General features: G+C 70.7%; 19 protein-coding genes and 1 tRNA gene. 9 read left to right on the forward strand and 11 right to left on the reverse strand.

Annotated elements, in window-relative coordinates; all coding sequences use genetic code 11:
• Nucleotides 1-3: 3 nt before the first annotated feature.
• The 5 genes from ACTOQ1_RS35875 to ACTOQ1_RS35895 all read right to left on the reverse strand — a co-directional run bounded on the left by ACTOQ1_RS35875 (nucleotide 4) and on the right by ACTOQ1_RS35895 (nucleotide 6972).
• On the reverse strand, nucleotides 4-1251 hold the full coding sequence (locus ACTOQ1_RS35875; RefSeq protein WP_440072422.1) for a serpin family protein: 1248 nt from the start codon (nucleotides 1249-1251) through the stop codon (nucleotides 4-6).
• Between the two features lie 73 nt (nucleotides 1252-1324).
• Entirely contained in the window at nucleotides 1325-1969 is a 645-nt protein-coding gene (locus ACTOQ1_RS35880; protein ID WP_440072423.1) for a hypothetical protein, read from the reverse strand.
• A 58-nt stretch (nucleotides 1970-2027) separates the two neighbouring features.
• Nucleotides 2028-3413: a selenium-binding protein SBP56-related protein gene (locus ACTOQ1_RS35885; RefSeq protein WP_440072424.1), complete on the reverse strand. Its 1386-nt coding sequence runs from the start codon at nucleotides 3411-3413 to the stop codon at nucleotides 2028-2030.
• A gap of 452 nt (nucleotides 3414-3865) precedes the next feature.
• Complete coding sequence (locus ACTOQ1_RS35890) at nucleotides 3866-5161, reverse strand: hypothetical protein (protein WP_440072425.1); 1296 nt, start codon at nucleotides 5159-5161, stop codon at nucleotides 3866-3868.
• Between the two features lie 752 nt (nucleotides 5162-5913).
• Nucleotides 5914-6972 (reverse strand): helix-turn-helix domain-containing protein, encoded by a 1059-nt coding sequence (locus tag ACTOQ1_RS35895; protein WP_440072426.1) that lies wholly within the window; start codon nucleotides 6970-6972, stop codon nucleotides 5914-5916.
• A gap of 198 nt (nucleotides 6973-7170) precedes the next feature.
• Here ACTOQ1_RS35895 and ACTOQ1_RS35900 point away from each other — a divergent pair, with 198 nt between their 5' ends.
• A complete protein-coding gene (locus ACTOQ1_RS35900) occupies nucleotides 7171-7650 on the forward strand; it encodes a rhodanese-like domain-containing protein (protein WP_440072427.1) in 480 nt (159 codons plus the stop codon).
• Nucleotides 7651-7652: 2 nt separating this feature from the next.
• On the opposite strand, the gene ACTOQ1_RS35905 is transcribed toward ACTOQ1_RS35900, so the two are convergent.
• The 3 genes from ACTOQ1_RS35905 to ACTOQ1_RS35915 are packed head-to-tail and all read right to left on the reverse strand — an operon-like array spanning nucleotide 7653 to nucleotide 10179.
• A complete protein-coding gene (locus ACTOQ1_RS35905) occupies nucleotides 7653-7823 on the reverse strand; it encodes a hypothetical protein (RefSeq protein WP_440072428.1) in 171 nt (56 codons plus the stop codon).
• Entirely contained in the window at nucleotides 7820-8410 is a 591-nt protein-coding gene (locus tag ACTOQ1_RS35910; protein ID WP_440072429.1) for a DUF6597 domain-containing transcriptional factor, read from the reverse strand. The genes ACTOQ1_RS35905 and ACTOQ1_RS35910 overlap by 4 nt, the downstream gene beginning before the upstream one ends.
• Nucleotides 8407-10179: an asparagine synthase-related protein gene (locus tag ACTOQ1_RS35915; protein WP_440072430.1), complete on the reverse strand. Its 1773-nt coding sequence runs from the start codon at nucleotides 10177-10179 to the stop codon at nucleotides 8407-8409. The genes ACTOQ1_RS35910 and ACTOQ1_RS35915 overlap by 4 nt, the downstream gene beginning before the upstream one ends.
• A 355-nt stretch (nucleotides 10180-10534) precedes the next feature.
• Between ACTOQ1_RS35915 and ACTOQ1_RS35920 the strand changes: the two genes are divergently transcribed.
• Together ACTOQ1_RS35920 and ACTOQ1_RS35925 are read left to right on the forward strand one after the other, a co-directional pair.
• Nucleotides 10535-12091, forward strand: a complete 1557-nt coding sequence (locus tag ACTOQ1_RS35920; protein WP_440072431.1) for a YfbK domain-containing protein — start codon at nucleotides 10535-10537, stop codon at nucleotides 12089-12091.
• A gap of 219 nt (nucleotides 12092-12310) precedes the next feature.
• Nucleotides 12311-12383, forward strand: a tRNA-Ala gene (locus ACTOQ1_RS35925).
• Between the two features lie 321 nt (nucleotides 12384-12704).
• Here ACTOQ1_RS35925 and ACTOQ1_RS35930 read toward each other — a convergent pair.
• From ACTOQ1_RS35930 to ACTOQ1_RS35940, 3 genes are all read right to left on the reverse strand, one after another.
• Nucleotides 12705-16346, reverse strand: coding sequence for a CARDB domain-containing protein (locus tag ACTOQ1_RS35930; protein WP_440072432.1), 3642 nt, complete (start codon nucleotides 16344-16346; stop codon nucleotides 12705-12707).
• Between the two features lie 591 nt (nucleotides 16347-16937).
• Complete coding sequence (locus ACTOQ1_RS35935) at nucleotides 16938-17330, reverse strand: DUF3224 domain-containing protein (protein WP_440072433.1); 393 nt, start codon at nucleotides 17328-17330, stop codon at nucleotides 16938-16940.
• Between the two features lie 91 nt (nucleotides 17331-17421).
• Nucleotides 17422-19158, reverse strand: a complete 1737-nt coding sequence (locus tag ACTOQ1_RS35940) for an ABC transporter family substrate-binding protein (protein WP_440072434.1) — start codon at nucleotides 19156-19158, stop codon at nucleotides 17422-17424.
• Nucleotides 19159-19465: 307 nt separating this feature from the next.
• On the opposite strand from ACTOQ1_RS35940, the gene ACTOQ1_RS35945 reads away from it, so the two are divergent.
• From ACTOQ1_RS35945 to ACTOQ1_RS35970, 6 genes are all read left to right on the forward strand, one after another.
• The gene (locus ACTOQ1_RS35945; protein WP_440072435.1) at nucleotides 19466-20803 is read left to right on the forward strand and encodes an MFS transporter; all 1338 of its coding nucleotides are present in this window, start codon (nucleotides 19466-19468) and stop codon (nucleotides 20801-20803) included.
• Nucleotides 20800-21519: a peptidyl-tRNA hydrolase gene (locus ACTOQ1_RS35950; protein WP_440072436.1), complete on the forward strand. Its 720-nt coding sequence runs from the start codon at nucleotides 20800-20802 to the stop codon at nucleotides 21517-21519. Before ACTOQ1_RS35945 ends, ACTOQ1_RS35950 begins: the two co-directional genes overlap by 4 nt.
• A gap of 261 nt (nucleotides 21520-21780) precedes the next feature.
• Entirely contained in the window at nucleotides 21781-22722 is a 942-nt protein-coding gene (locus ACTOQ1_RS35955) for a hypothetical protein (protein ID WP_440072437.1), read from the forward strand.
• A 238-nt stretch (nucleotides 22723-22960) separates the two neighbouring features.
• Nucleotides 22961-24976: an ATP-dependent zinc metalloprotease FtsH gene (ftsH, locus tag ACTOQ1_RS35960; RefSeq protein WP_440072438.1), complete on the forward strand. Its 2016-nt coding sequence runs from the start codon at nucleotides 22961-22963 to the stop codon at nucleotides 24974-24976.
• A gap of 103 nt (nucleotides 24977-25079) precedes the next feature.
• Entirely contained in the window at nucleotides 25080-25673 is a 594-nt protein-coding gene (locus tag ACTOQ1_RS35965) for a Maf family protein (RefSeq protein WP_440072439.1), read from the forward strand.
• A 119-nt stretch (nucleotides 25674-25792) separates the two neighbouring features.
• Nucleotides 25793-26593 (forward strand): EI24 domain-containing protein, encoded by an 801-nt coding sequence (locus ACTOQ1_RS35970; protein ID WP_440072440.1) that lies wholly within the window; start codon nucleotides 25793-25795, stop codon nucleotides 26591-26593.
• The last annotated feature ends 42 nt before the right edge of the window (nucleotides 26594-26635 follow it).

Genomic DNA, 26635 nt, shown 5'->3' on the forward strand with positions numbered 1-26635 from the left:
GGCTCAGTTTCTCGCGGACGGGTCGCCGACCTGGCCGATGAACAGCGGGGTCAGCGTCGGCCGGTGGACGATCGCGAAGGCGAACGGGTGGTCGGCGCGGACCTCGGCCTCCGGCGGGGGCGGGCCCGACACGGCGAACGCGAGGCCGGTGACGGCGGCGGCCTCGGTACCCCACTCGTCCACGGCGATGTTGGCGCGATGGACCGCCTGGTCGAGGAAGGCCCCGTCGGTGATCCCCGAGTAGTCGGTCCCCCGCAGCCCCAGTTTCGCGAGCGGTTCGGCCAGGTCCAGGCTCGTGGAGAAGTCCCATCGGGGCATGGCGAGCCGCACCGGCCGCTCCGCGAGCCCGGCGGCCACCTCCGCCATCACGGCGGGGGAGAGCAGGTCGGCGGGGGAGCCGCCCGCTCGCGGCACGAGGACCCACATGGCCAGCTCGTCTCCGGCGTAGTGCAGCTCCACGGCCTGCCAGCCGGACCCCGCCGCGTAGGGGAGGAAACCTTCGCGGCGCATCAGGGCCGTGCGTGTCGTCGTACCGTCCGCGCGGGTGAAGGTGGCGCCCTCCTCCGGCGGGTCGGTGAACGGCGTCGTCCAGTCAGCCTTGAGGTAGACGGCGTTGGCGATGACCAGCTTGGTCCTCGCGGGCAGGTCGTCGAACACCTTCCTGATCCGCCCGGCCGTCCGTTCCTCGGCCCAGGCGTTGATGACCTCGGTGGCGTTCCCGGCGAAGTCCACCTGGCGCACGCCCGTGCCGTACTGCGCCGCGAGCGTACGGAGGAACTCGGGCTTGACGCTCAGTCCCTCCTGGGTGAACAACTCGTTGGCGATGCCCACGGTCGGCGGCTCGGGGGTGCGCTCCTGGGCGTCCCGTTCCGCGTCCGGCTCGGTGCGGGGAGGCGGGTCGTCGGTCGTGACGATCTGCCGGGTGAGCGCGTTGAGAGAGGTGTGCGGCCCCTCGGAGGGGAAGCCGAAGACCGCGTCGAGTTCGGTGGCCGTGTCTCCGGCGGCACCCGCCCTCGCCAGACCGAAGGCGTAACCGATGCTCAGGGGCGACAGGACGGCGTTGGCCCCGGGTTTCGCGGTCGCGGCGAACAGGGCGTGCCCGAAGGAGGTCAGACCGCGTACGGTCTCCGCGACCGGGGGGTCCTTCGGAACCTCCCGTTTCACCCCTTTCGCGGTGATCGCGCTGGATTCGGTCATGGCGCACGCCGAGAGGGCGGCGACGGCCAGCAGTGCGGGTAACAGTCGGCGCATGCTCCTGAGACGTACGCCGCCGACGGGCGGTTCACCCGGTTCGCGCGGCGTTCGGTTCGCCCGACGGGCGGCATCAGGTGAGCGCGGCGAAGGCGCCCGCGCCGATGAGGGCGACGGCCCAGGCGAGATCGAGGTTGAACCACGCCTTGCGGAGCACCGCCACGCCCAGCCGCTCGTAGACGACCAGGGCCAGCACGGTGGTCGTCACCAGCATGGCCATCGTGTGCACCCCGGTCGCCAGCAGGCTCTGCGAGGCCAGCGCGGCGGCGTCGTGCCCTTCGTGGCCACCGTGGCCCCCATGTCCGCCGTGCCCGCCGTGCCCGCCGTGCAGGGTGACCGGGAGCACCATCAGCCCGGCCCCGTGGGCGGTGGCCATCAGGAACGACCATCCGGCCAGCTGCCACTTCGTCACCTTCATGCCGACCCAGCGGGGATGGCGTCGCCTCAGCAGCCGCCAGAGGCCGAACCCGCACACCACGGCCGCCACGCCGTACGAGACCGCTTTGGGCGGGGCGGCCAGCCGGGCCACTGACACCAGCCCGAGCGTGGCCAGCACCGAGCCCGCGTGGCCGAGCACGATGGGCGGCAGCGCGCGCAGCACCCCGTCGCGCGAGCGCTCCTGCAGTCCGAGCGCGACCGCGAAGAGCCAGCCCATGGCCGGGTTCAGGCCGTGGAAGGCGCCGAGCCCGGCCAGGATGAGCAGGGGCATCAGATCCATCGGGCACGCCTCGCGGAGAGTGGGAAGGCGGCGGTGGCCGGCGGGCCCTCGGCCGGGGTCACGGGAAGCAGTAGGAGTCGGAGGAGGAGTCGCCGCCCTGCAGGCGGACCTGGTGCGCGCGCCGGCCGTCGGAGGCGAAGTCGACGAAGAAATCTGGATCGAGGGCGATCGAACCGTCGTCGGCGACGTCCACCTTCGCCATCCAGCCCGAGATGCCGTCGGGGTAGAAGACGTCGTCCCAGGAGCGGTAGAGCGAGTTGGTGAAATAGACGCGTCGTCCGTCCCTGCTGGCCTCGACCATCTGCGGCCCCCCGTTCAGCGCCAGGTCCGGAGCTGCCGGGTGAGCGCCGCGCCCGGCGATCCCGCCGATCCGGACCGAGCCGGTCTCGCGCGGCGCGAACGGGTCGGAGACGTCGTACGCCTTGAGCTCGCCGGTGCCCCAGGCGGAGACGAGCAGGATCCGGTCGTCGAGGGTCAGCGAGATGTCGCTGACCAGCGGTGGTACCGCGCCGAACTGCTTGAGAGGCTCGGGCAGCAGGTCGGGGTCGGCGGGCTCGGCCGGGATCGTGATCGTCTTGCGGGCCTTCCAGACGCCGTTCTCCAGGTACCAGGTGAAGATGTTGGCCGACAGGTCCTCGACGTTGATCACGCTGTTGACGAAGCCGTAGGTCTTGGTCGGGTCGTGGGCGGGCCGGAGCTCCAGGGCCATCTGGTGCTGGTCGCCCAGGTCGATCTCCTGAAGGTGCCTGCGCTTGGCCAGGTCCCAGACGTGCAGCCTGTGGCCGTACTGCCGGCCGACCAGAAGCTCCAGCGAGGGCCCCGGCTCGATCTGGTTGGGCGTTCCCCACTCGCTGGTGATCATCGTGTCGTGCCCGAGGTGCCACCAGAAGTCGTAGTGCAGCCGCTGCGAACCCCGGTCGGCCTCCCAGCGGCCCTTGGGCTCGAAGGTGTCGTGGTCGAGCGTGAACACACCGCCGGGCGCGTCGCCGTCCACGTTGCCGAGCGCGCTGACGTAGATGGCGTCGGTGCCGCAGTGGACGGTGTGCGGGCGGCTGTATCCGGTCTTCTCGAAGATCGTCTCTGGCTCGATCGTCTTGACGAGCTTGGGGGACCAGGGATCGTCCTTGACGTCGAAAATGTAGATCCTGCTGGACCTCAGGCCGGGAAGGACCAGGTAGCGCCGCTCCACGTGCGGATGCGGCGCGTACGGGCACAGGGCCGCGCTGCACACGTTCCAGCCGAAGTGGTGGAGCTCGTCGCCGGGGACGGACATGTCGTGCACGTCGGCGATCGACCCGTTCGACAGGTCGATGGTGGCGAGCCCGTCGGGCCGGTCGTCACCGCTCGTGGCGAGCAACGCGACGTAGGCGAGCTCCTCCTTCGGGGCCGCCATGGCCTCGCGGGCCGACGGGTAGAAGGTGGGGTCAGGCTGGATAAGCGCCACGGTGAACTCCTGAACTCGTAGCCGGAACCGGTACCCAACTAATCATGTAGGAAAACTGCCTGTTGTCCAGGGGTCATGTTGCGTGACCGGCGTAGACGGAGGTATGGACGGAGCGGCGCGCGTCCGGCTGTTCGGTTCCACCGTTTCGCGGGCCGGTGAACGCGGGGGGCGGCCCGCGTGGTCGTGAAATCCGTATTAGAAAATTTCGGACAGAGAGCCTCGGACAGAGAGCCTCGGACAGAGAGCCTCGGACAGAGAGCCTCGGACAGGCGAAGAGGTGCGGGGCGTAATGCCCCGCACCTCTCCGTGTTTCAGTTGACGGCCACCTGTACCGCACGGCCGTTCCCGAGTTTTTACTTTCCCGGCCCTATGGACCTTCGGAGTAAACCGCCGGGCCGGGGCACGTCAATCGACCTGTTTCCACGAGGCCCCTGGAAAACCTCAGCAGACCCTCACAGGCGTGCAGATACCCGTGTGAGCGGCCCAGACGAGCGGGGCGCTGACAATCGGCGCCCTGACAATATGGGCGGAGACGACCGGGTAACCGACAACCTGGGTAGCGGTTGTCGTCCCTCCACTAGGACCTTGCGGTCCGATGGGACCCTGCGGTCCGACCGGGCCCTGAGGTCCTGCGGGTCCTTCAGGTCCTGCGGGTCCTGCGGGTCCTGCGGGTCCCTCAGGTCCAGCTGGGCCTTCAGGTCCTGCGGGTCCCTCGGGTCCGGGTGCGCCGTCGGCGCCTGCGGGTCCTGCGGGTCCTGCGGGTCCTTCAGGTCCGGGTGCGCCGTCGGCGCCTGCGGGTCCTGCGGGTCCCTCGGGTCCGGGTGCGCCGTCGATGCCTGCGGGTCCTGCGGGTCCCTCGGGTCCGGGTGCGCCGTCGGCGCCTGCGGGTCCTGCGGGTCCTGCTGGGCCTTCAGGTCCTGCGGGTCCTTCTGGTCCGGGTGCGCCGTCGATGCCTGCGGGTCCTGCGGGTCCCTCGGGTCCGGGTGCGCCGTCGGCGCCTGCGGGTCCTGCGGGTCCTTCAGGTCCTGCGGGCCCTTCGGGTCCTGCTGGGCCTTCAGGTCCTGCGGGTCCTTCTGGTCCGGGTGCGCCGTCGATGCCTGCGGGTCCTGCGGGTCCCTCGGGTCCGGGTGCGCCGTCGGCGCCTGCGGGTCCTGCGGGTCCTTCAGGTCCTGCGGGCCCTTCGGGTCCTGCTGGGCCTTCAGGTCCTGCGGGTCCTTCTGGTCCGGGTGCGCCGTCGATGCCTGCGGGTCCTGCGGGTCCCTCGGGTCCGGGTGCGCCGTCGGCGCCTGCCGGTCCTGCGGGTCCTTCGGGTCCTGCTGGTCCTGCGGGTCCTGCGGGCCCTTCGGGTCCTGCGGGTCCCTCGGGTCCGGGTGCGCCATCGGCCCCGGGTGCGCCGTCGGCGCCTGCCGGTCCTGCGGGTCCTTCAGGTCCTGCGGGCCCTTCGGGTCCTGCTGGGCCCTCAGGTCCTGCGGGTCCCTCGGGTCCGGGTGCGCCATCGGCCCCGGGTGCGCCGTCGGCGCCTGCCGGTCCTGCGGGTCCTTCAGGTCCTGCGGGCCCTTCGGGTCCTGCTGGGCCCTCAGGTCCTGCGGGTCCCTCGGGTCCGGGTGCGCCATCGGCCCCGGGTGCGCCGTCGGCGCCTGCCGGTCCTGCGGGTCCTTCGGGTCCTGCTGGTCCTTCGGGTCCTGCGGGTCCTTCAGGTCCTGCGGGCCCTTCGGGTCCTGCGGGTCCCTCGGGTCCGGGTGCGCCATCGGCCCCGGGTGCGCCGTCGGCGCCTGCCGGTCCTGCTGGTCCTTCAGGTCCTGCGGGTCCCTCGGGTCCGGGTGCGCCGTCAGCGCCGTCTGCGCCTGCGGGACCTCGGGGACCCGTCAGGCCCCTGGGACCTGCGGGACCAGCTGGGCCCTGAATTCCGTCAGGGATCCGGCAAAGGAAGATGGGCAGACCCAGCCACCTGCACAGCGGGATGTAAATCGCATCGCTCGCGGTCGGGCGCACCCCGCCATGGATGATCGTTCCGGTGGTTACGACGTCCCTGCTACGGATCACAGTGGGCAGGGCGATGAAGTTCGTGCAAATGCTGGAGAGCAACACGGGGCAGGGGTCGCCCTGCACGCTTCCAGTGGGTTGGATTCCGTCGGGACGAGCCAGCGCCGATATCTGAAGTTGCGAATCGGCTGAAACTGGGACAGGGGAGTGCAAAAGAAGGACGGCCCCGGCGAGCGCGCCGCCCGCAAGGGTCCGTTTCATGAAAGTAGACACGTGCGTTGTCTCTCCCCTCCTATTGAGAGAAAACGCTGTGCGGCCATTCTTGGAGTGTCCGGGGGGTAGGCGGGAGAAGTGCGGTTCGAATCCAGAATGGAAGCTTGATGGAGGGTGCGCGTTTCTTTGCGTTCCGCAGATTTGGGTCTCTGTATAAAATATTAATGGTGCCCTTATCCTGATTAGTCGGATAAGCGAACTACGGTGAGATAAAGGGTAAATTACGCTAAGGAATTGTTTCGCGCTAAAGTTCCGTGGCCGGATCCGGCGCCCTGGTTCGGTGCCCGGCTCCATGCGGGCTCACCTGGCCGGACGGTGCTGCCGAGGCGCGGAAGGCCCGCCGATAGGCGGAGGGGGAGGTGCGCATCGTCCGGGTGAAATGGTGACGAAAGGTCGCCGCGCTGTCGAAGCCCACCGCGGACGCGATCTCCTCCACCGAGACGGAGGTGGACTCCAACATCGCCAGGCTGGCCGTGACCCGCTGGGAGATCACCCATCGCAGCGGGCTCGTTCCGGTCTGCCGCCCGAAGTGCCTGATGAACGTACGCCGGGACATGTGCGCGGCCTCGGCGAGGGCGGCGATAGTGATGGGTTCGGCGAGGTGCTCCAGCGCCCAGGTCATCGCGGCCGCCATGGCGACACCGTCCTCCACCGGGGTGACCGCGGCCTGGATGAACTGAGCCTGCCCCCCATCCCGGTGCGGGGGGATGACGAGTCTTCGCGCGACCTCGTTGGCCACGCCCGGCCCGTAGTCCTTGCGCACCAGATGGATCAGCAGGTCCAGCCCCGCCGCGCTGCCCGCGCTGGTCAGCACGTCCGCGCCGTCCACGTAGAGCACGTCCGGATCGACTTTGACCCGCGGGAACCTTCGCTGGAGCAGGTCGGCGTACTTCCAGTGGGTCGTCGCCTCCCTGCCGTCCAGCAGTCCCGCGGCGGCCAGCGCGAACGCTCCCGAGCAGATGGACACGATCCGCGACCCCCGGTCGCGGGCCCTCCGCAGTGCCGCGACCACCTCGTGGGACACCTCGCCGCGGACGTCCGCCACCCCGGGCACGATCACCGTGTCCGCGGCCGCCAGCATGTCGAGGCCGTGCTCCACCCGCATCGTGAACCCGCCCGTGACCCGCAGATCGGTGCGGCTCTCGGCACAGACCGACAGGTCGTACCAGGGGACCTCCAACTCGGGGCGGGCGATGCCGAAGATCTCGACCACGCAGCCCAGCTCGAAGGGAGACATGCCGTCGAAGGCGAGCACGGAGACGGTGCGGTGCGTGGCGCGGGGCACCGGCGATGGGACGAACATGGCGAGATATTAGCGATAAGCGGCATTCGTGCCACTGTCGGCACTGGCATCGCGACCGGCACCATTGCCCGTGCCGGGCATCGTGCCGGTCCTGTCGCTCGTGCCGGGCATCCCGACCGGCACCATCGCCCGGCCCGGACATGATGGCGGCACCGTCGCCCCGCCGCAGTCCTCGCCCCCTTACCCGAAAGGTCATGCATGTCTGTCACCGCTCGTTCCTCCTCCGCCGTCACCGCGACACCCGCAGCGGGGAACGCCGACGCGCTGGCGCACTTCGCCGCCAGGCTGGCGTTCGAGACCGACGTGTCCGACGTCGCCGCCGACCTGGCCGCCGAGGTCGGTGACATCGTCGTCGTCGACTCCCGGAGTCAGGAGAGCTGGGACCAGGGCCACGTCCAGGGAGCCGTCCACCTGCCCACCGCGCTGATCGCCGCCCGCGCCCGCTCGGTCGTCCCCGCGGGGGTGACCGTGGTGACCTACTGCTGGGGGCCGGGGTGCAACGGCGCCACCCGGGCCGCGCTGGAGTTCGCCGGACTCGGTTACCCGGTCAAGGAGATGCTCGGCGGCTTCGAGTACTGGGCCAGGGAGGGCTTCCCCGTCGAGACCGCCGAGGGTGTGTCCCGCCGTCCCGTCGACGCCCTGACCGCGCCGGTCTCCGGCATCGCCTGCGCCTGCTGACGTCACTCCGCCAGGCGGCGGGCGTACGGGGTGAGGGGCATGCCGATCACGGCGGTGAAGTCGCGGGTGAAGTGGGACTGGTCGCTGCAACCGAGGTCGGCGGCCAGCCGCGACCAGTCGGTGGCGGGCACGGCGCGTTCGGCGGCCTCGTGAATGCGGTAGCGGCGGATCACCCACTTGGGGGGACGCCGACGTAGTCGCTGAACAGCCGTTGCAGCTGCCTGACGCTCAGCCCGTGCAGGGCGGCCAGGTCGCCGACGCGGACGATGGCCGGGTCGGCGAGCACGCTCGCGACGAGGTCCGCCGCCCGTTCGGCGACGGGGTCGCGGGCGGGGAGCCGGGCGAGCAGGAATTCCTCCAGCGCCCGCTGGGCCTCCTCGTCGGAGGTGGCCAGTACGGCCGGGGTCACCGTGTCGGCGTCCGGACCGAAGACCTGCGAGGCCGGCGTGAAGAGGTCGGTGATCATGGAGAGCGGGGCGTCGAGGAAGGGACGGAAACCGGCGGGCCGGAAGCGGCTGCCGACCACGACCCCGGTGCCGGTCAGGACCTCCAGGCAGTCGCCGGTGATGACCCCGGCCACCCGGGAACCGTGCTCGTGGAAGACCAGGTTCACCGACGGTTCGGACAGCTCCCAGCGGACGATCCAGTGGTGCTCGGCGAAGGGGGCCAGGACCGGGTGGCACGCGTGGCGTCCGTAGCGGAACCTGGCGGCCCCGAAGTTCAGGATGCCCCGGGTGTCGTCGGCGGGCGCCCCCGTCACGACGGGATGGGGATGTGGACCCTCGGCAGGCCCTGGGGCTCCTTGCCCGGGTACTCGCCACCCAGCATGGTGGCCACGGTGTAGAGGTGCCAGGCCTGGTTGGGCTTCTTCAGGACGGGCTCGGCGAACAGCTTGCGCACCTCGTCGGGCCTGACGATGGGCGCCAGCAGGTCCAGGCGGCCGAGGACGTGGTCGCGCATCAGGCCGGTCAGCTCCACGCCGGGACTGGTCCGCCAGTTCCAGCCACCGCCACCGGTCTTCGGCGCGGTCATCACCTGCGGCCTGCGTTGCCAGGGGTAGTAGCGCTTCCCGACGCTGAACCGCCACGGCTTGCCCTCGACCGGGATGTCCCTGAGCGAAGGGGCCAGGACACCGAGCAGCTCGTAGATGACCTCCTCCGACAGCCGCCAGGTCTGGTCGAGACCCAGCGCGGCGCGGACCACCCGGTTGTCGAGGAACGGCCAGATCTGGTCGCCCCTGCGCAGCGAGCCCGCCCGCGCCCCCGCGTGCCAGCGGCCGACCTTGTAGGAGATGTACATGTGGTCGAGCGCCTCCAGCGGAGCCCGCTCCCGCCAGGGCCCGGCCAGCTCGCGGGCGTGCTCGTTGGCCTCCTCGGTGAACAGCGCCGGGTCCCGCAGGAAGGTCACGTCCACCCGGCGGCGCAGCGCCTTCTCGCTCAGGTCGGTCTGGAGCAGCAGCAGGCCCCCGGCCCGCAGGATCTCCCCGCTCTGCCCGGACATGGTGGGCTTGGCGCTGTAGGGGAGGTAGCCGACGATCGACTCGTACGCCGATGTCATGCCCTCGCAGGCGCGCAGCGTCTCGTAGGACCGCGCGAGGGGATGCTCGACGACGATCGCGTCCTTCTTCTCGGCGCGGGCCGGGGGAATGACGGTGTGCTCGACGCGGAGCGCGCGGGCGACCCGCCCGGCGATGATCACGTCGGGGTGGGTGTCCAGGCCGTTGGTGGTCGCGCGCAGCGGGATACCGGCCGCGTGCAGCGTCGCGGCGATCAGGCGGCTGTCCCGGCCGCCGGTGAGGGCCAGGTTCACCGGCTCCCCGGCCGCGCGCAGCGGCTCCACCGTGGCAAGCAGCGCGCTCGCCAGCTCGCCGACCAGCTCCTTCTTCCCCCTGCGCGACGTGGGCGGGGGGACGGCGGAGGGGAGCGGGGTCGTGGTGATCGTACGGCGGCCGCCCCTGACGGTCACCGACGAGGACGGCGGCAGCGCGCTCACCCCGCGGTAGGGCGTCTCGTCCGACAGGAAGTATCCCTGCCTGACCATCGACTGCAGCGCGAGCACGTCCCACTCGACCCGCTCGCCGCCGCCCGCGAGGTGGACCAGCAGCGCCCGGCTGCCGATCACGTGCGCGTCGGGGGTCTCGGCGTAGTAGACCGGGCAGACCCGGTGGATCGCGGTGGCGGCCGACAGCTCGTCCTCGGTCGCCCGGAACGCCGAGAAGCAGCCGCCGACCGCCTCGGTGTCCAGGACCGGCATGCCCGCCAGCCGGTTCACGTCGTCAGGCGCGGCCAGGTAGCCGTTCACCCCGGTCACCCGGTCATGCCCGGTCTCCAGCAGGGGAGGCCGCCGCGAGTCGTCCGGCTCGTTGGTCCAGGCGAACATGGCGATGCCGGGACGGTGCCACTCCCGGGATCTGATGACCTCGGGCGGTACGGGGAACGCGCCGTCGATGGCGCCCCTGACGGTGTGCAGCATCGTCTCCGGTATACCGGCCTCCGGGTGTTTGGCCGCGAGGCCGAGATACACGCGCATGGTGCAGGATCATATGTCGCGTTTTTTCAAGACAGCTGTGAGTCCGGCCGACAGCATGCCCGTCATGAACGAGATGCTGCCACGCGCCGTCATCGGTGCGCCGACCGGTGCGGCCGTGGCCGGTTTCGCCGCGGGGACGGCGCCGCGGGGACGGTGAACGGGAGTCTCCGGGGAGGAGGTACCCGTGGCGGAGGACGCCTCGCCGTTCGAGCGGGCACTCGGGCTCGGCGGGCGGGACCCGGCCTGGAAATCCTGATCACGCGTCGAACACGGTTTGCGCTCGCTTGGGTCAAGCTCCCGGCGGACCGGAGGGGGGAGTCGTCGTACGGGATGACCCGCATCCCTAGGAGGCGACATGAAGTCACGTCCGCTCGCCATCGTCCTCGCCGTGCTCGCCCTGTTCGCCCTGATGTTCGCCGCCGCCTGCGGAGGTTCGGGCGCCGTCGAATCCGCCGGCCAGCCGATGCCCGAATCCGGGAAGGGGATCCCGTCCATGCCCCCGGACGGTCGTCCGCCCGCCGCCGGAGAGGACACCGCCGAGAACGAGACCGAAGCCCGGGCCACCACCGGGAGCGAGGCACCCGAGGCCGATGCCACCCGGCGGCGCGACACCTCCGCCGAGCAGATCTCCACCTTCGCCCTCGACGTGGACACCGCCTCGTACGGCTACAGCAGGCGGGCCATCACCGAGGGCAGGCTGCCGGAGGCGGGCCAGATCAGGCCGGAGGAGTTCGTCAACTCCTTCAAGCAGGACTACGCGGAGCCCAAGGACGACGGTTTCACCGTGCACATGGACGGCGCCCGCACGCCGGGGAACGGCACCGCGCTGCTCCGTGTCGGCCTGCAGACCCGCGGGGCGAGCGCGGAGTCCCGGCGCCCGGCGAACCTCACCTTCGTGGTGGACGTGTCCGGCTCGATGGACGAACCCGGCAGGCTCGACCTGGTCAGGGAGGCGCTGCACAAGCTCGTCGACCAGCTCGGGCCCGGCGACCACGTCTCCCTCGTGGCCTTCAGCGACCAGGCGGACGTCGTCCTCTCCATGACCCCTGCGACCGAGAAGGAGAAGCTCCACGCCGCCGTCGAACGCCTCGCCATCCAGGAGTCGACGAACCTGGAGGCGGGACTGACCAACGGCTACGCTGTGGCCGCGGCGGGTTTCAGGCCGGTGGCCGTCAACCGTGTCATCCTGCTCTCCGACGGCCTGGCCAACACCGGTGACACCACCTGGCAGGGCATTCTCGACCGGGTCGCGGACGCCGCGGGCAAGAAGATCACCCTGCTGTGCGTGGGCGTCGGCCGCGACTACGGTGACGAGCTGATGGAGCAGCTCGCCGACAACGGCGACGGCGCCGCGGTCTACGTCAGCTCCGTCGACGACGCGCGCAAGGTCTTCGTCGAGCAGCTCGCCACCAACATCGACCTGCGCGCCCGCGACGCCAAGGCGCAGGTCGTGTTCAACCCCTCGGCCGTGGAGTCCTACCGCCTGATCGGCTACGAGAACCGGCAGATCGCGACCGAGGACTTCCGGGACGACAGCAAGGACGGCGGCGAGATCGGCCCCGGCCACTCGGTGACGGCACTGTACGAGGTCCGGCTGCGCGGCGGGGCCTCGGGACAGCTGGCCACCGCCACCGTGCGCTGGCAGGACCCCGACACCCGCGACCCCGCGGAAGCCGCCCGTTCCCTGGAGGCGGGTGACCTGGCGGCCTCGCCGTGGGAGGGGCCCACGCCGAGGTTCCAGGTCGACGTGGTGGCCGTGGGCTTCGCGGAGTATCTCCGCACCGGGGAGGGGATCGCCGGAGTCGAGCCCGACGACCTCGCCGCCCACGCCACCCGCCTGGCCGCGTCCACCGAGGACCCGGCGGTGACCGAGCTCGCCAAACTGATCGAGAAGGCCGCGTCGCTCCGGTAGGCGCCCGCACCCGCGTCGCCCGTACGCGCGAACCATGATCGGGTGGGCCGGCTCCCCGTGAGCCGGCCCCGTGGGAGGTCCGTGCCGCCGGTCCCCTGCAGGCGACCGGACCGTGAGCGGGGACGGGGGGCGAGGGCGCCACGGTTACAGGGTGCGGGGTGATTTCCTATACACTGGCGTGGTCGCCGGGCCGGGCCCGGCGACATCGGTTACACCCGAGGGGCTATGGCGCAGCTGGTAGCGCGCCTCCATGGCATGGAGGAGGTCTGGGGTTCGAATCCCCATAGCTCCACTTCGGTGACTGGGGTCCGCTGTTCGCAGGCATAGCCTGCTTCCCGCGGGCCCCTTCGTCGTTTGTCCGGGGGAGTGACCCCCGAGCCCCCCGAATGTGGTGACCGGGGTCCGCTGTTCGCAGGCGGAAAGCCTGTTCCCTGCGGGCCCCTTCGTCGTTCGTCCGGACGGATCGCGGCGGGATCGGCGGGATTCACCGGCATCGGCGCGACCGGCCATGAGCGTGCTCTCCGGATGTTTCCCGGGGAGCACGCCACATGGCCGGTCGTCTTTCAGGCACCGGCCCCCGGATGAGGGGGCATCGGGGCGTTCACCGGAAGGATCAGTTGCCGGTGATCACGAAGGTCGTCCCCGGCTGCCTCACGATGTTGCCGTCGGCCGAGTTGGTGATGGTCACGTTCGTCAGGACCGCGTTGCCGCGGGCGCCGCTCATGGCCAGGATTCCGGCCCCGTTGTTGGACTTGTCGATCTTCACGTTGGTGATCGCGACGTTCGGCATGTTGCCGCCGCCCGTCTTGAACTGGATGCCGTCGTAGGTCGAGTCGGAGATGTCGGTGTCGCGGATGGTGACGCCGGTGATGTCACTGCCCTGCGGGAACAACGTGATCGCCCCGAACTCCTGGTCCTCGTTCCAGAAGGCGCCACCCGTGCGGTACAGCCCGTTGTTGGCGAGCAGCGTGGTCCCCGAGAAGGGCAGGGGGCTGTGGTCGGTCGCCAGCATGATGCCCGGGTAGTTCATGGTGTCGTAGATCAGGTTGTTCTCGGCGGAGTTGTCGTAACCGCCGTAGATCGCGATGCCGTTCGCCCGCCAGGGCAGCTGGATGGTGTTGTTGACGAAGTGGTTGTCGTGCGTGTTGTCGACGACCCGGTCCTTCACCGCCTGGTTGGCCCAGATCGCCAGGGCGTCGTCACCGGTGTTGCGGAACGAGGAGTTGAACACCCGCGAGTTCCGCGTGCCGTTGGTGAAGTTGATGCCGTCGGCGTAGGTGTTGCGGATGCGCATGCCGCTGAACAGCAGGTTGTCGCCGGGGCCCCACAGGGCCGGGATGTTGTCGTAGTCGCGGCCGACCCAGGCACCCACGTTGGCGTGCTCGATCCACACATTGGTGATCTTGGTGTTCTCGCCGAACCGGCCGTTCAGGCCCACTCCGCCCTCGTCGTTGCCGTCTCCGCCGCGGATGCGGCCCGAGCCGAAGATGGCGATGTCGGAGATCTGGGTGTTGCTGTCGATGTCGAAGCCGAAGTTGCCCTCGTGCGGGTGGTTGATGCCGCCCACCACGTCCTGCGGCTCGGTCAGGGTGTACAGCTGGGAGTGCCACATGCCCGCGCCGCGGATCGTGACGTTGCTGATGCCCACCTGGTTCCACTGACCCCGGTTCAGCGGGTCGTCGGTGAGGATCTTCTGCTCCTGGCGCCACTGGCCCGCCGGGATCCACACGCAGCTGATGACGCCGTTCTGGTCGTCCGTCACCGCCCGCTGGATGGCGGCCGTGTCGTCGAGCCCGTCGTTGGGCACCGCGCCGTAGTTCGTGATCGAGGTGCAACCGGCCGGCTGGCTCGCCGGCGGCGCCACCTGCTCCAGGTCGATCAGGTCGATGACGTAGAACGAGGCCGTGTCGGTCGCGTCACGCTGCAACTTGAACTTCGTGCCGGCCGGGTAGGTCTGCGAGAGCAGCGCGTGCGACTCGTCGAACAACCTCCGGGCGTCGGCCTGGGGGGTGTTCGACAGCGCCTCGGGGCCGTCGGTGTTCCCGTACAGCCAGCTGTGGCGGGAGGAGAGGGTCAGCTTCCTGGAGAAGGTGCCGTTGATGTAGAGGCTGATGCTGGCCTCGATGCCACCGCCGCCCGCCGCGTCGGGGATGGAGTTGCGGACCACGATCGAGTTGGAGGGGTTGGTCGAGGTGAACTCGACGAACTGACCCGTGCTGTTCAGCCGCACCGACTTGCGGCCCGAGGACTCGGTGGCGAAGTTGGTGTGCCCGAAGGTGCGCAGCGGGTCGGTCTCCAGCAGGGTGCCCTGGTAGTTGGCGGCCTCGGCCTCGTACTCGACCCACGGGACGGCCGCGCCGCGCCCGACCACGATCGACTGCGAGAACGTGTTGTTGTTCTCGTTGGTCTCGGTGACGGTGTTGGTCGCGTCGGCGGTGGCGGTGATGGTGGCGCCGCCGCTGGTGGCGGTCCAGCTCCCGCTGACGGCCACGTTGGCCGTCGCGCCCGCGGCGATCGACGCGGTGTTGCCGTTGAGCGTGGTGCCGCCCACCGCCACGCGGGTGACCGTGGTCGCGCCCGTCGCGGCGGTACCCCGGTTCCTCACCGCCACGGTGAACGTGACCGGCGCCCCGACGGCCGGGTTCTGCGGGTTGGAGGTGACGCCGAGGACCTGCAGGTCGGGGCCGGGGGCCTGCGCGACCACCAGCGGTGACGACGCGGTGAGGGTGTTGTTGCCCTCGTTCTGCTCGAAGACCGAGTTGTCCGCGTCCACCCTGGCGCTGACCGTGTAGCTGCCCTCGCCGCGGGTGCCGATGTTGTGGGTCACCGTGGCGGTGGCACCGGCGGCCAGGGCGGGGACGGCGACGGTGCCGGCGAGCGTGCCGTCGAGGTTGAGGTTGACGCTGTCCGCGGGGGAGGCCGCGGTGCCCGCGTTCCTGACCGTGGCCGACAGCGTGATCGCGCCGGCCTCGTTCGGGGAGGCCGGGGTCCACGAGAGGTTCGTGACCGTGAGGTCGGGGTTCGGCGCCGGGACGCCGAAGACCTGGAACTCGGCGACCTGCCCGCCGGGTGCGCCGCTGTTGCTGGTGAACCTCAGCTGGACGTCGGCGACACTGGCGTTGAAAGCGATCGTCACCGTGTTGCCGGAGGCCGGGTTGAACGTGTAGTTCTGCGCCGCCACCAGGTTGGTGTAGCCCGTGGCGCTCTGCTCACGGCCCAGGACCTGGATGTTCTGTGTGCGGGTGCCCCACGCGGAGTCGGGGTTGAGCTTCACCACGACCGAGCTGACGCCGGCGTTGGCGCCGAGCCTGGCGGTCAGCGTGTTCGGGAACGCGCCGGAGTTGGCCTCCCAGTAGGTGGCCAGGTTGTTGTCGTTCGCGTTGGCGGCGACGAACGAGTGCACGTGGCCTGAGGCGACCATCTCCTTGCCGATGGCCAGGTTCGAGCCGGGGTCGCCGGTGCCGTTGCGGGTCACGGAGTTGCTGTTGGCCGACTGGTTGCCCGCCGCGTCCTTGGCCCGTACGAAGTACGTCACGGTCGCCGACGCCGGCTGGGTGTCGGTGTAGGTCAGCACGTTGCCGACACTGCCCCGCAGCTGGTTGTTGGCGTAGATGTCGTACCCGGTGACGCCCACGTTGTCCGTGGAGGCGTTCCAGGCCAGCCTGATCTGACCGGTGGCCGGCTGGGTGAAGGTGAGGTTACCGGGGGCCGACGGGTTCTGGCCGTCGCCGCCGGTGGCGGCACCGTAGATCTCGAACTCGGCGATCTGCGCGGCGGGCCAGCCGGTGTTGGCGGTGATGTCGACACGCCAGTAGCGGTGGGTCGCGGCGCCGAAGTTGATCGTGACCGTGTTGCCGGTCGCCGGGTTGAACGTGTAGTTCGCCGAGGCGACGACCGTGCTGAAGGTGTTGCCGTCGGCGCCGCCCTGGACCGAGAGCGTCTGGGTGCGTGTCTGCCAGACGGTCGGCGGGGGCAGCTTCAGGACGATCTGGTCGACGCTCGTGGCGGTGCCGAGGTCGATCCGCGCCCACTGCGGGAAGCTGTTGTTGGCGCTTTCCCAGTAGGTGGACTGGTTTCCGTCGTTGATGGCGGACACCGCCTGCCCGCCCGTGGAACTGCTCGCCAGGGTCGCCTTGCCCGGCGACAGATTGGGTCCGGCCGCGGCGGAGGCCGGGACGACCGACCCCACCAGGAGCAGGCCGGCGGCGGCGACCATGGCCGCCACCAGCCGTAACGGTCTGTACAGCATTCTCATTCGCGCTCTTCTTCTCTCGTCGGGCACGGCAGGACCGAGGCGTGAAGGCTGCGCCTTCACCGCGCACGTAATGGGGGGCAGGTGCACGACGCAGTGCATCCCTGGAGAGTTGCGAGGAATAGCAAGAAAGTGAACAAAGGATTGCAATATTCTTGCATGACGTTGGCCAAATGTTACATACGTGCTACGGGCGCGTCAACGGCTGGGAAGCAGCTTTCTCAACTGTCTCGACGCGGGATGTGACAAGGGGTCAAAGCGGCCGTGAATGCCGGGCCGTGGCCGCCGGGCGCGGAGACCGGCCTGTGAGGCATCGGGATGTGGGCGCCGGATCGCGGGCGCGGGGTCACGGCGCCGGTCCGTGAACGCCGGGCGTGGGTGACCGGGTTGCGGACACCGGTCCGTGAACGCCGGGCGTGGGTGACCGGGGGTGGGCGCCGGTCCGTGAACGCCGGGCGTGGGTGACCGGGATGTGGGCACCGGTCTTGAATGTCGGGCGGCCGGATCGCCGGCCTCGGCGGTGGGGGGGGGACCCCGCGCGGCGCCTGTGGTCCGCCGGCGCGCGCGGGGGCGGACGTTCTCAGCCCGGCTCGCTCAGCCCAGTTCGTAGTCGAGGTGGAAGGAGTGGGCGCCGTCGTCGTTGACGATCTGGCCGCCGCCCCGGATGCCCAGCAACTCGCCGGTGCCGGAGTCGGGGAGGATCGTCCAGCTCAGCGCCGACTCGCGGGCGTGGCCCGTGGCCGTGTGGTGGAGCACGAAGGTGCCCTTGCGGCCGTGCGCGGTGCCGGTGAAACGCTCGAAGCCCACGTAGGCCGCCGACGTCTCGACCTGGGAGATCGCGGTGATGATGTCGGTGGTGCTGGTGCCGGCCAGGTCGCCGCCGAAGGTCTTGGTGATGTGGACGCGGGAGAGCGTGGCGCCCTCGGCCTCGTCGTAGGGCTGCGAATCCCAGCTGTCGATGGTGAAGGTTCCTGTGGCGCGAGGCATGTGGGGCTCCCTTGTGGAATTCCGGGTCTCGCGCCCATCCTGGCGACCGTACCTGCCATCTGATGTCAGGTACGGGCCCGCTCCGGACTCCCTAGGACAGCTTCCACTTGTCCATGTTCCAGGTGATGGTCGACTGCGCGGGGTTGGGGACGACGTTCTGGAGCGTCTCGTCCCACGCGCTGAGGCCCGGGTGCTGGAACAGCGGGATGGTGGCCAGGTCGCTCCAGAGCCGCTTCTCGATCGCGCCGATGATCGGGTCCTGGGCGGCCAGGTCCACCGTCGAGTTCAGCTTCGCGATGAGGCGGTCGACCTGCCTGCTGGAGTAGCAGCCGTTGTTGTTGCCCTTGTTCCGGGCGTCGCACTTTCCCGGCGAGGTGAAGTTGGAGGCCCAGCCGCTGACCAGGGCGGAGCCCGACCAGGCGAACAGGGCCACGTCGTAGCCGTTGGCCGGCATCACGGTGCCGAGGAAGTCCTCCGAACCCTTGTCGACGACCTTGAAACCGGCCTTGTTGCAGGCGTCGATGATGAGCTGCACCGCCGCGGTGCGGCGCGGGTTCGGGGTCTGGTAGCCGATGCTGACCTCCAGGCCAGTCTTGCCCGCCTCCCGCAGCAGCGCCCTGGCGCCCGCGATGTCCTGCCGCGCGTACACGTCCGCGCTGCCGCTGGCCGCGACGACCCTCGCGCTGTTGGCCTGGAACGGGGCCACGGTACGGACCTGCAGGGGCTTGGCGGTGGGCGAGACGGGCCCGATCAGGGTGTTGACGATGAGCTGCCTGGGCACGCACCTGGCGAACGCCTCGCGCAGCCTCCTGTCCCTGAACGGGCTGGAGTCGAAGTTGAAGTCCAGGTGCTCGTAGGTGTACTTCTCGAAGACGCGGACCTCCACGCCGCGCAGCGACTGCAGCTGCCTGAGCACGTCGGGCCCCGGCTGAGGCTCGACGATCTGGACCTCGCGGTTCTGCAGAGCCTGGGCCTGCTCGTCGAGGGTGATGAAGCGCTCGACGATCGTCGGGGTCGCGGCCGGGGTGCCCCACCACCTGTCGTTGGCGACCAGGGTCAGCCGCTGCCCGGCGTCCAGCTTGGAGAGCTTGTACGGCCCCGAGGACGGGATCAGCTCGGCGTCGGGCAGCCTGCCCTCGGAGACCCAGCCGTCGTTGAAGAACGTGATGCCCTTCTCGATCCTTTTGGAGTCGCCCTTCCTGACCGCCGCGATGAACTCCTCCTCGGACAGGCCGTCCTGCTTGGCGATCACATGGGCGGGCATCATCTCGGTCGCGCCAGGACCCCCGGCCACCCAGTCCGCGAACGGCTTGTCGTAGACCAGGGTGAACTTCCTTCCGCCCTTCTGGCAGTCGGGCATCCTGGTGTCCCGCAGGCCGGTGGTGTCGGCGGAGGCGAAGCCCCTGACCTTGCCGGACCGGAAGGCCCACCACAGCATGACGTCGTCGCAGTCGATCGGGGTGCCGTCCGACCAGACCGCCTTGTCGTTGATGGTGTACTCGACGCTCAGCGGGTCGTCGGAGACCTTCTCGTACGTCCCGAAGTCCTTGTCGGGGGTGATCGCGCCCTTGTCGCCGTAGAACCAGAAGCCCGTCAGCACCCGCTGCAGGGGAGCGGCGTTGCGCGTGGCGTTCTCGGCGGTGGTGTTGTTGTTGTAGGAGTGGAACTCCTGCTCGTACGCGTAGGTGATGGTCTCGCTCGGCAGGGCCGACTCCGAGCCGGAGGCCGCGGGGTCGTCCGCCGGGCCGGTGTCCGCGCAGGCGCCCAGCAGGAGCGCGCCACTCGCGAGCAGTGCCAGGAACCTTCCCGGCCTTCGTGCGTGGAACACGGCACCACTCCTTCGATCACCCGGTCCCCGGTCTGTCCCCGTACCGGTCGAGCATCGTCACTTCGTGCGGCCGGGCGGGACCCGGACGGGCGTCGCGTCCCCCATGACCATGCCGAACGCGAGACCCTCAGATGAGGAGAATAGGAAAAACATAACCTTTGAGCGAATTTACCCAATATGTGAGATAGCCGTCTCATCGGTCCGGGTCACGGCCATGCCCCGAAGAAGACGCCGTGGCCTGATTCTTGCGGTTATTGGCGCTCGGGCCACTCGTGGGCCCGCGGGTCGCCCCTCGATTATGGAGCGCATGACAACGACCCCTCGGGCGCCCGAACGCACGCTGCACCGCGCCTGGATCGTGGCGGGAGTCGCGTTCGTGGCCATCCTCGGCGCGGCCGGGTTCCGGGCGACGCCCGGCGTGCTGATCACACCGCTCCAGGAGGAGTTCGGCTGGTCCCGGGGCACGATCTCGCTGGCCGTCTCGGTCAACCTCATGCTGTACGGGCTGACCGCGCCCTTCGCCGCCGCCCTCATGGACCGCTTCGGCATGCGCAGGGTGGTGACGTACGCCCTGCTGCTGGTCGCCGCGGGCAGCGGGTTCACCATCCTGATGAACGCCCCCTGGCAGCTCGTCCTGTGCTGGGGCGTGCTGGTCGGTCTCGGCACCGGCTCGATGGCCCTGGTCTTCGCCGCCACCCTCACCGAACGCTGGTTCGTCCGCCACCGCGGCCTCGTCACCGGCGTGCTCACGGCGGGCGGCGCCACCGGGCAGCTCGTCTTCCTGCCCGTCCTCGCGCACCTGGCGGCGGACAGGGGCTGGCGGTCGGCCGCCGTCACGGTCGCCGTCGCCGCCCTCGTCGTGGTCCCCCTGGTCTGGTTCCTGCTGCGCGACCGTCCCGAGGACGTGGGCACCACCGCCCTCGGCGCCGACCCCGCCGCGCCCCCGGTCGTCCGGCCGGCGCGGGCCGGAGGCGCCGCCTCACGCGCCCTCGGCGTGTTGTGGAGCGCGGCGCGTACGCGTCCCTTCTGGCTGCTCGCCGGAGGGTTCGCGATCTGCGGGATGAGCACCAACGGCCTGGTGGGCACCCACTTCATCCCCGCGGCCCACGACCACGGCATGGCCGCGCCGGTCGCCGCGGGGCTCCTCGCCCTGGTCGGGATCTTCGACGTGGTCGGCACCGTCGCGTCCGGCTGGCTGAGCGACCGGGTCGACTCGCGCGTTCTCCTCGGCGCCTACTACGGGCTGCGCGGCTTGTCGCTGATGGCGCTGCCGAGTCTGTTCGGGGCGACCGCCGAGCCCAGCATGCTCGTCTTCATCATCTTCTACGGCCTCGACTGGGTGGCCACGGTCCCGCCGACCGTCGCCCTGTGCCGCCAGATCTACGGTCCCGACGGGGCCGTGGTGTTCGGCTGGGTCTTCGCCTCCCACCAGGTCGGCGCCGCGGTCGCCGCGGTCGCCGCGGGGGTCACCCGCGACCACTTCGGCGCCTACGACCTCGCCTGGTACGCCGCGGGCTTCCTCTGCCTCGCCGCCGCCGTCATGTCGATCGCCATCGCCAGGAAGCCCGTCACCGGGAACCCCGTCACGGTGACGTCCGGCACCGGTGAGGCCACCACCGCGGAGCAGGCATCCTTGAAGGCGTGAGAGAACGAGACGGGACAGCGGCGACGGGCGGCGGGGACGGCGAGGGCGGAGACAGGGACCGGGACCGGAAGGTCCTCCCGCTCGTGGTGCGGATCGAGCGCTCCGCGCCGCCCGCGCGGACCGACGCCCTGGAGGCGGCGGCCCTGGCCGTGCTGGCACTGCTCGACGACCCGCGCGCCCTCGACGGCGGCGAGTGGGCCGAGGCCGTACGGGCCTGGGACGGCAGCCGGTTCAGGAAGGTCGTCCGGCGGGCGCGCGGGGCGGAATGGCGCCGGGTGCTCGACCTGCCCGGTGTCACCGTCACCTCCGGCACCGCCGAGGTCCGCGTCCACCCGCCGGTCCCGCTGGACGGCTGGCCCAGGGACCTCTCCAGGCTTCAGGTGTCCGGTACCGAGCTCGCCGACCCCTCCGAGCCGGGACCGCCGGGGGACGTGGTGCTGTGGCTCAACCCCGGGCTGACGATGTCGGCGGGCAAGGCCATGGCCCAGGCCGGGCACGCCGCCCAGCTCGCCTGGCAGGCGAGCGGGGACGACGCCAGGCGGGCGTGGCGGGACAAGGGCCTGGCGGCCTCGGTGAGGACCGCCGATCCCGCCGCGTGGGCGGGGCTGGTCGCCTCGGGCCTGCCGGTGGTCAGGGACGCCGGGTTCACCGAGATCGAGCCGGGCTCCCGCACGGTCGTCGCGGACGCCCCGTGGCTGCGCGGGGACGGCCGATGATCGGCGGGTGACCGGCTCGAGCCGGTGATCGCAGGGTGTTTCGCGCAAGGATGGGGAAGGTACTCGTTCCCGAAGTGTGATGGGGATCCCGCACGGGAAAACCGGATTTGTCGTACGCTCCCGATCGTGCTCGATGGGTTGGGTGGGACTCAGGGGACCCGGGAGACGGGTCCCGCGCCGACATACGTGACCGCGGAGGCGGCCACGTCGGAGATGCCGAGAATCGTGGCTGAGAGCCCCCCGAAGCTACCGGATTCCCCCGTGAAGCGGTCCCGTATCGGCGACATGCCGATGCGCGTCATCTACCGCATCCTGGCCGTCGGCCTCGCGGTGATCCTGGCCGCGGTCGCGGCGGTGGTCGGCTTCGTCTCCTCGAGCTCCCCAGATCAACCGGGTGAGGGAAAGACGGGGCAGATCGCCGCGCCATCTGCCGCGCCACCCTCGCCCGGTCCAGGGTCGGCGGAGCCGTCCGTCCCGGTGACGGAGCCGTCCGCCTCGGCGTCGGAGCAGGCGTCCGCCCAGGCCTCCGCGGCGCAGTCGGCGCAGGCGTCCCCCTCGGAGACCCCCTCCGCGTCGGCGTCCTCCTCGGAGAGCCCCGCCGAGACGGCCGCTCCCTCCTCGCCGCCCGACGGCTCGGAGCCGGCGCCCGACCGCAGCGCCGTCATCGCGGCCCTCGCCGATCCCCGGGTGCCCGACATGCCGCGTGACAAGCGGCTCGGCCGCCTGCCCGGCAAGGCGGACAAGAGCAAGCGACGCGTCCAGGACGACAAGTCGGGCGTGTCGCTGGTCCGCCTGGGCAAGCCCTGGAAGGTCTTCGGCGCGTCGCCGTTCTCCACCAAGCAGGTGCTGCCGAAGGTGAAGGGCGCCGCTCACCGGGCGATGCTCGTGAGCTGCCCGGTGCCGATCCTGGTGCAGAAGGAGTCCAGGGACACCGCGCTGCTGGCCGCCCGGTGGACGCTCAACCACCACCCCAAGGGCAGCAAGATCATCTGGACCGCCTCGCAGCCGATCAAGGACGGCTGGCTGCTCGCCTACCGGGTGAAGTACAAGCTGAAGGGCAAGGCGCGCTCCTCCATGGCCGCCGTCGCCGTCACCGAGATCTCCGGTGCCAAGCCCGCGATGCTCTTCGCGACGATCCCCGACACCCAGAGCAAGTACTGGCGCGCCATCAACACCGCGGTCTCCTCCCTCAGATTGAAGTGAACCTCACCTGGGCAGGAATCGCCTTGTCCGTGTGACCTGGTGAAACTCGGGGGAATTTCACGGCCGGCCGCTTCGCCGCCGCACGCGTGACGACCTCCCGCCCGCTCGCCGGGCGCGGGGTTCGGCTCTCCTGCGAAAGGCGGCCCCGGTTCGAGGGCCCGGACCGAGCCGGGCGTCCCGGACGCGCCTCCGGGACGCCCGTCCAGGCCGACTCCCCCGAGCCGTCGAGGGGGAAGTCGTGAACCGACCTGCGTCTCAGGAACGCAAGGGGGCCGGCCCCGACACGCCCGACCAGGGGAGCGGGTCCAAGCCCTGGCGGTCCGAGGGCCTGCCCGACGGCGCCGGGTCGCCCACCCCGCGGCGCCCGAGGTTCAACTGGGTGCGCTTCCTGATGACCATGGTCATCGTCTACGCGGGATTCTTCATCGTCTCCTCGTTCTTCGAGGAGCCCACCGAGCCGATCTCCTACACCCAGTTCACCCAGCAGGTCAGGGCGGGGAACGTCAAGGAGGTCTACGCCACGGGCACCGCGATCCAGGGCACCCTCAGGAAGGCGGCCCGCGACCCCGACAGCGGCAACGTCACGTACGACAAGTTCTCCACGGAGCTGCCGGTCTTCGCCGACCGGACCGGGCTCTACCAGCAGCTCCTCGCGACGAAGGTGAACATCAGGGCCGAGCCCGTCGGCGGGAACCTCCTGTCGAACCTCCTGCTCTCCCTGGTCCCGGTCCTGCTGCTGGCCGGCCTGTGGATCTGGTTCGTCCGGCGGGCGGCGTCCGGCGCGATGGGCGGTGGCGGGATGGGCGGCCTCGGCGGTCTCGGCGGCCTCGGCAGGTCCAGGGCCGCCAAGCCGGTGGAACCGGCCAAGGTCCGGGTCGACTTCGACGACGTCGCGGGCATCGACGAGGTCGAGAACGAGGTCGCCGAGGTGGTCGACTACCTCAAGGACCCCGACAAGTATCGGCGGCTGGGGGCGAAACTGCCCAAGGGCGTGCTGCTCTCCGGGCCGCCGGGCACCGGCAAGACCCTCCTCGCCCGCGCCGTGGCGGGGGAGGCCGACGTGCCCTTCTTCTCGGCGAGCGCCTCCGAGTTCATCGAGATGATCGTGGGGGTCGGGGCCTCGCGGGTGCGTGAGCTGTTCGACGAGGCCCGCAAGGTCGCGCCGTCGATCATCTTCATCGACGAGATCGACGCGATCGGCAGGGTGCGGGGCGGCAGCACCATCGGCGGCCACGACGAGCGCGAGCAGACCCTGAACCAGATCCTCACCGAGATGGACGGCTTCACCGGCTCCGAGGGGGTCATCGTGATCGCCGCCTCCAACCGGGCGGAGGTCCTCGACCCGGCGCTGCTGCGTCCCGGCCGCTTCGACCGTACCGTCGTGGTCTCCGCGCCGGACGCCGAGGGGCGGCTGGCGATCCTGCGCGTCCACAGCCGGGGCGTGCCGCTCGCCGGCGACGTGGACCTGGAGCGGCTCGCCAGGACCACCCCCGGCATGACGGGCGCGGATCTGGCCAACCTGGTCAACGAGGCCGCGCTGCTCGCCGCCAAGCGGGGCAACGACAGGGTCGACGCCGCCGACTTCGCCGACGCGCTGGAGAAGATCCTGCTCGGCGCGGCCCGCGCCGTCGTGATCCCGCAGGACGAGCGGAGGCGCACCGCGTACCACGAGGCGGGCCACGCGCTGCTCGGCATGCTCCGGCCGGGCGCCGACCCGGTGCGGAAGGTCTCGATCATCCCGCGCGGGCGGGCGCTCGGCGTCACGCTCTCCACACCCGACACCGACCGGTACGCCTACGACGAGAAGTACCTGCGCGACCGGATCGTCGGGGCCCTCGGCGGCATGGCGGCCGAGCAGGTCGTCTACGGCGTGGTCACCACCGGCTCGGAGAACGACCTGGAACAGGTCACCGTGATCGCCCGCGGCATGGTCGGCCGCTGGGGCATGTCCGCCAGGATCGGCCCGCTGACCGTCCTGCCCGCCGCCGCCGACGACCGGCCCGCCGCCGCCCCGGACACCCTCGCCGCGGTGGACCAGGAGGTACGGCGCATCGTGGACGAGTGCTACGAGGTCGCCCTGGCCGTCCTGGCGGAGAACCGGAGCCGCCTGGACGGCATCGCCGCCGCCCTTCTGGAGAACGAGACCCTGGCCGAGGCCGAGGCCTACGCCGCCGCCGGGCTCCCGGTGAACACCGCTCCCGGGCTTCCCTCCCCGGAGCCGCCTCCGCGGCTCCCGCCCCCGCCGCACGCCTGACCTCCGGGCGCCCGTCGTGGATCAGGCTTTCTGCGGTGGATCGGTCGTTCTGTCGTGGGCCGTGTGCCTGTGGTGGATCGGGGTCGCGCTAGGCTCGGTCGCCGTGACCCAGATCGTCCTCGCCTCCGCCTCTCCCGCCCGCCTCGCCCTGCTCCGCAGCGCCGGACTCGATCCCAAGGTGATCGTCAGCGGTGTGGACGAGGACGCCGTCACCGCCGACAGCCCGAGCGAGCTCTGCCTCGCGCTGGCCCGCGCGAAGGCGACCGTGGTCGCCGGTGGTCTGACCGACGGGCTGGTCATCGGCTGCGACTCGATGCTCGAACTCGACGGCCGGGCCTACGGCAAGCCGTCCTCCCCCGAGGAGGCCGTCGCCCGCTGGCGCGGCATGCGCGGACGCGAGGGCCGCCTTCTCACCGGCCACTGCGTCATCGACGTCGCGAACGGGCGCGAGGTGGCGGAGGTGGGCGCGACGGTCGTGCGCTTCGGCACCGCCGGAGACGACGAGATCGCCGCCTACGTCGCCACCGGCGAGCCTCTCCACGTGGCCGGGGCCTTCACGCTGGACGGCCGGGGCGGCTGGTTCGTCGACGGCATCGACGGCGACCACGGCAACGTCCTGGGCATCTCCCTGCCCCTGCTCCGCCGCCTCTTCGGCGCCCTCGGTGTCTCCGTCCCCGGCCTCTGGCAGCGTCCCTGACGCCCGCCGCCTGCGTGCCCGCCAGGCGGTGCCCGGTTTCCGGAGGCGTTCCTCCGGCGTCTCCCGGTGCCGTCGGGCGCGCCCTCCCAGGTGACGCCCGATCCCGATAATCTTCCGCCATGGGTCATTTCCGCTCCTTTCTGGACGGCATCGGGTTCTTCTTCCAGGGACTGCGCTGGGTCGCGCGCTACCCGCGCTGGTGGCTGTTCGGGTTGATCCCGGCTCTGATCGCGTTCGCCCTCTACGCGACCGGCCTCTACTTCCTCGGCACGAACGCGCTGGACATCGCCGCGTGGGGCACGCCGTTCGCCGACGGATGGGGCGAGGCGGCGCGGACCGCGCTGCGGGCGCTGGTCGGGCTGGCGCTCTTCGGCGCGGGGGTGGTCCTGTCCGTGGTGACCTTCACGGCGATCACCCTCATCCTGGGCGACCCCTTCTACGAGAAGCTCTCCGAGAAGGTGGAGGAGACCTACGGGGAGGTACCGACCGGCTACGAGCTCCCGCTGTGGAAGTCGATCCCCCGATCCGTCAGGGACAGCCTGGTCACCCTCGGCTGGCTGTTGCTGTTCACGATCCCGCTGTTCTTCCTCGGGTTCGTGCCGGTGATCGGGCAGACGGTGGTGCCGGTCCTGGGCGCCCTGGTCTCGGGCTTCTTCCTCACGATCGAGCTGACCACTCTGGCCCTCGAGCGCAGGGGACTGGCGCGCAAGAGGCGCTTCGGCCTGCTCAGGGGGAACAAGGCCCCCGCGCTCGGCTTCGGGGTCCTGCTCTTTTTGCTCTTCCTCATCCCGTTCGTCGCGGTGATCGCGATGCCCGCCGCCGTGGCGGGCGCGGCCATCATGGTCCGCACCCGCCTGGCGCCGCCCGTCCTCCCGGCGGGCAGGACGGACGGGAGCCCGCGCGTCGACAGGGGTGCCTGAGGAATTCCCACGCCCCTTGGCCGTTCACCTGTGGACGGCCAA

Source organism: Streptosporangium sp. OZ121, assembly GCF_051918885.1.
In the GTDB taxonomy this organism is placed as follows: domain Bacteria; phylum Actinomycetota; class Actinomycetes; order Streptosporangiales; family Streptosporangiaceae; genus Streptosporangium.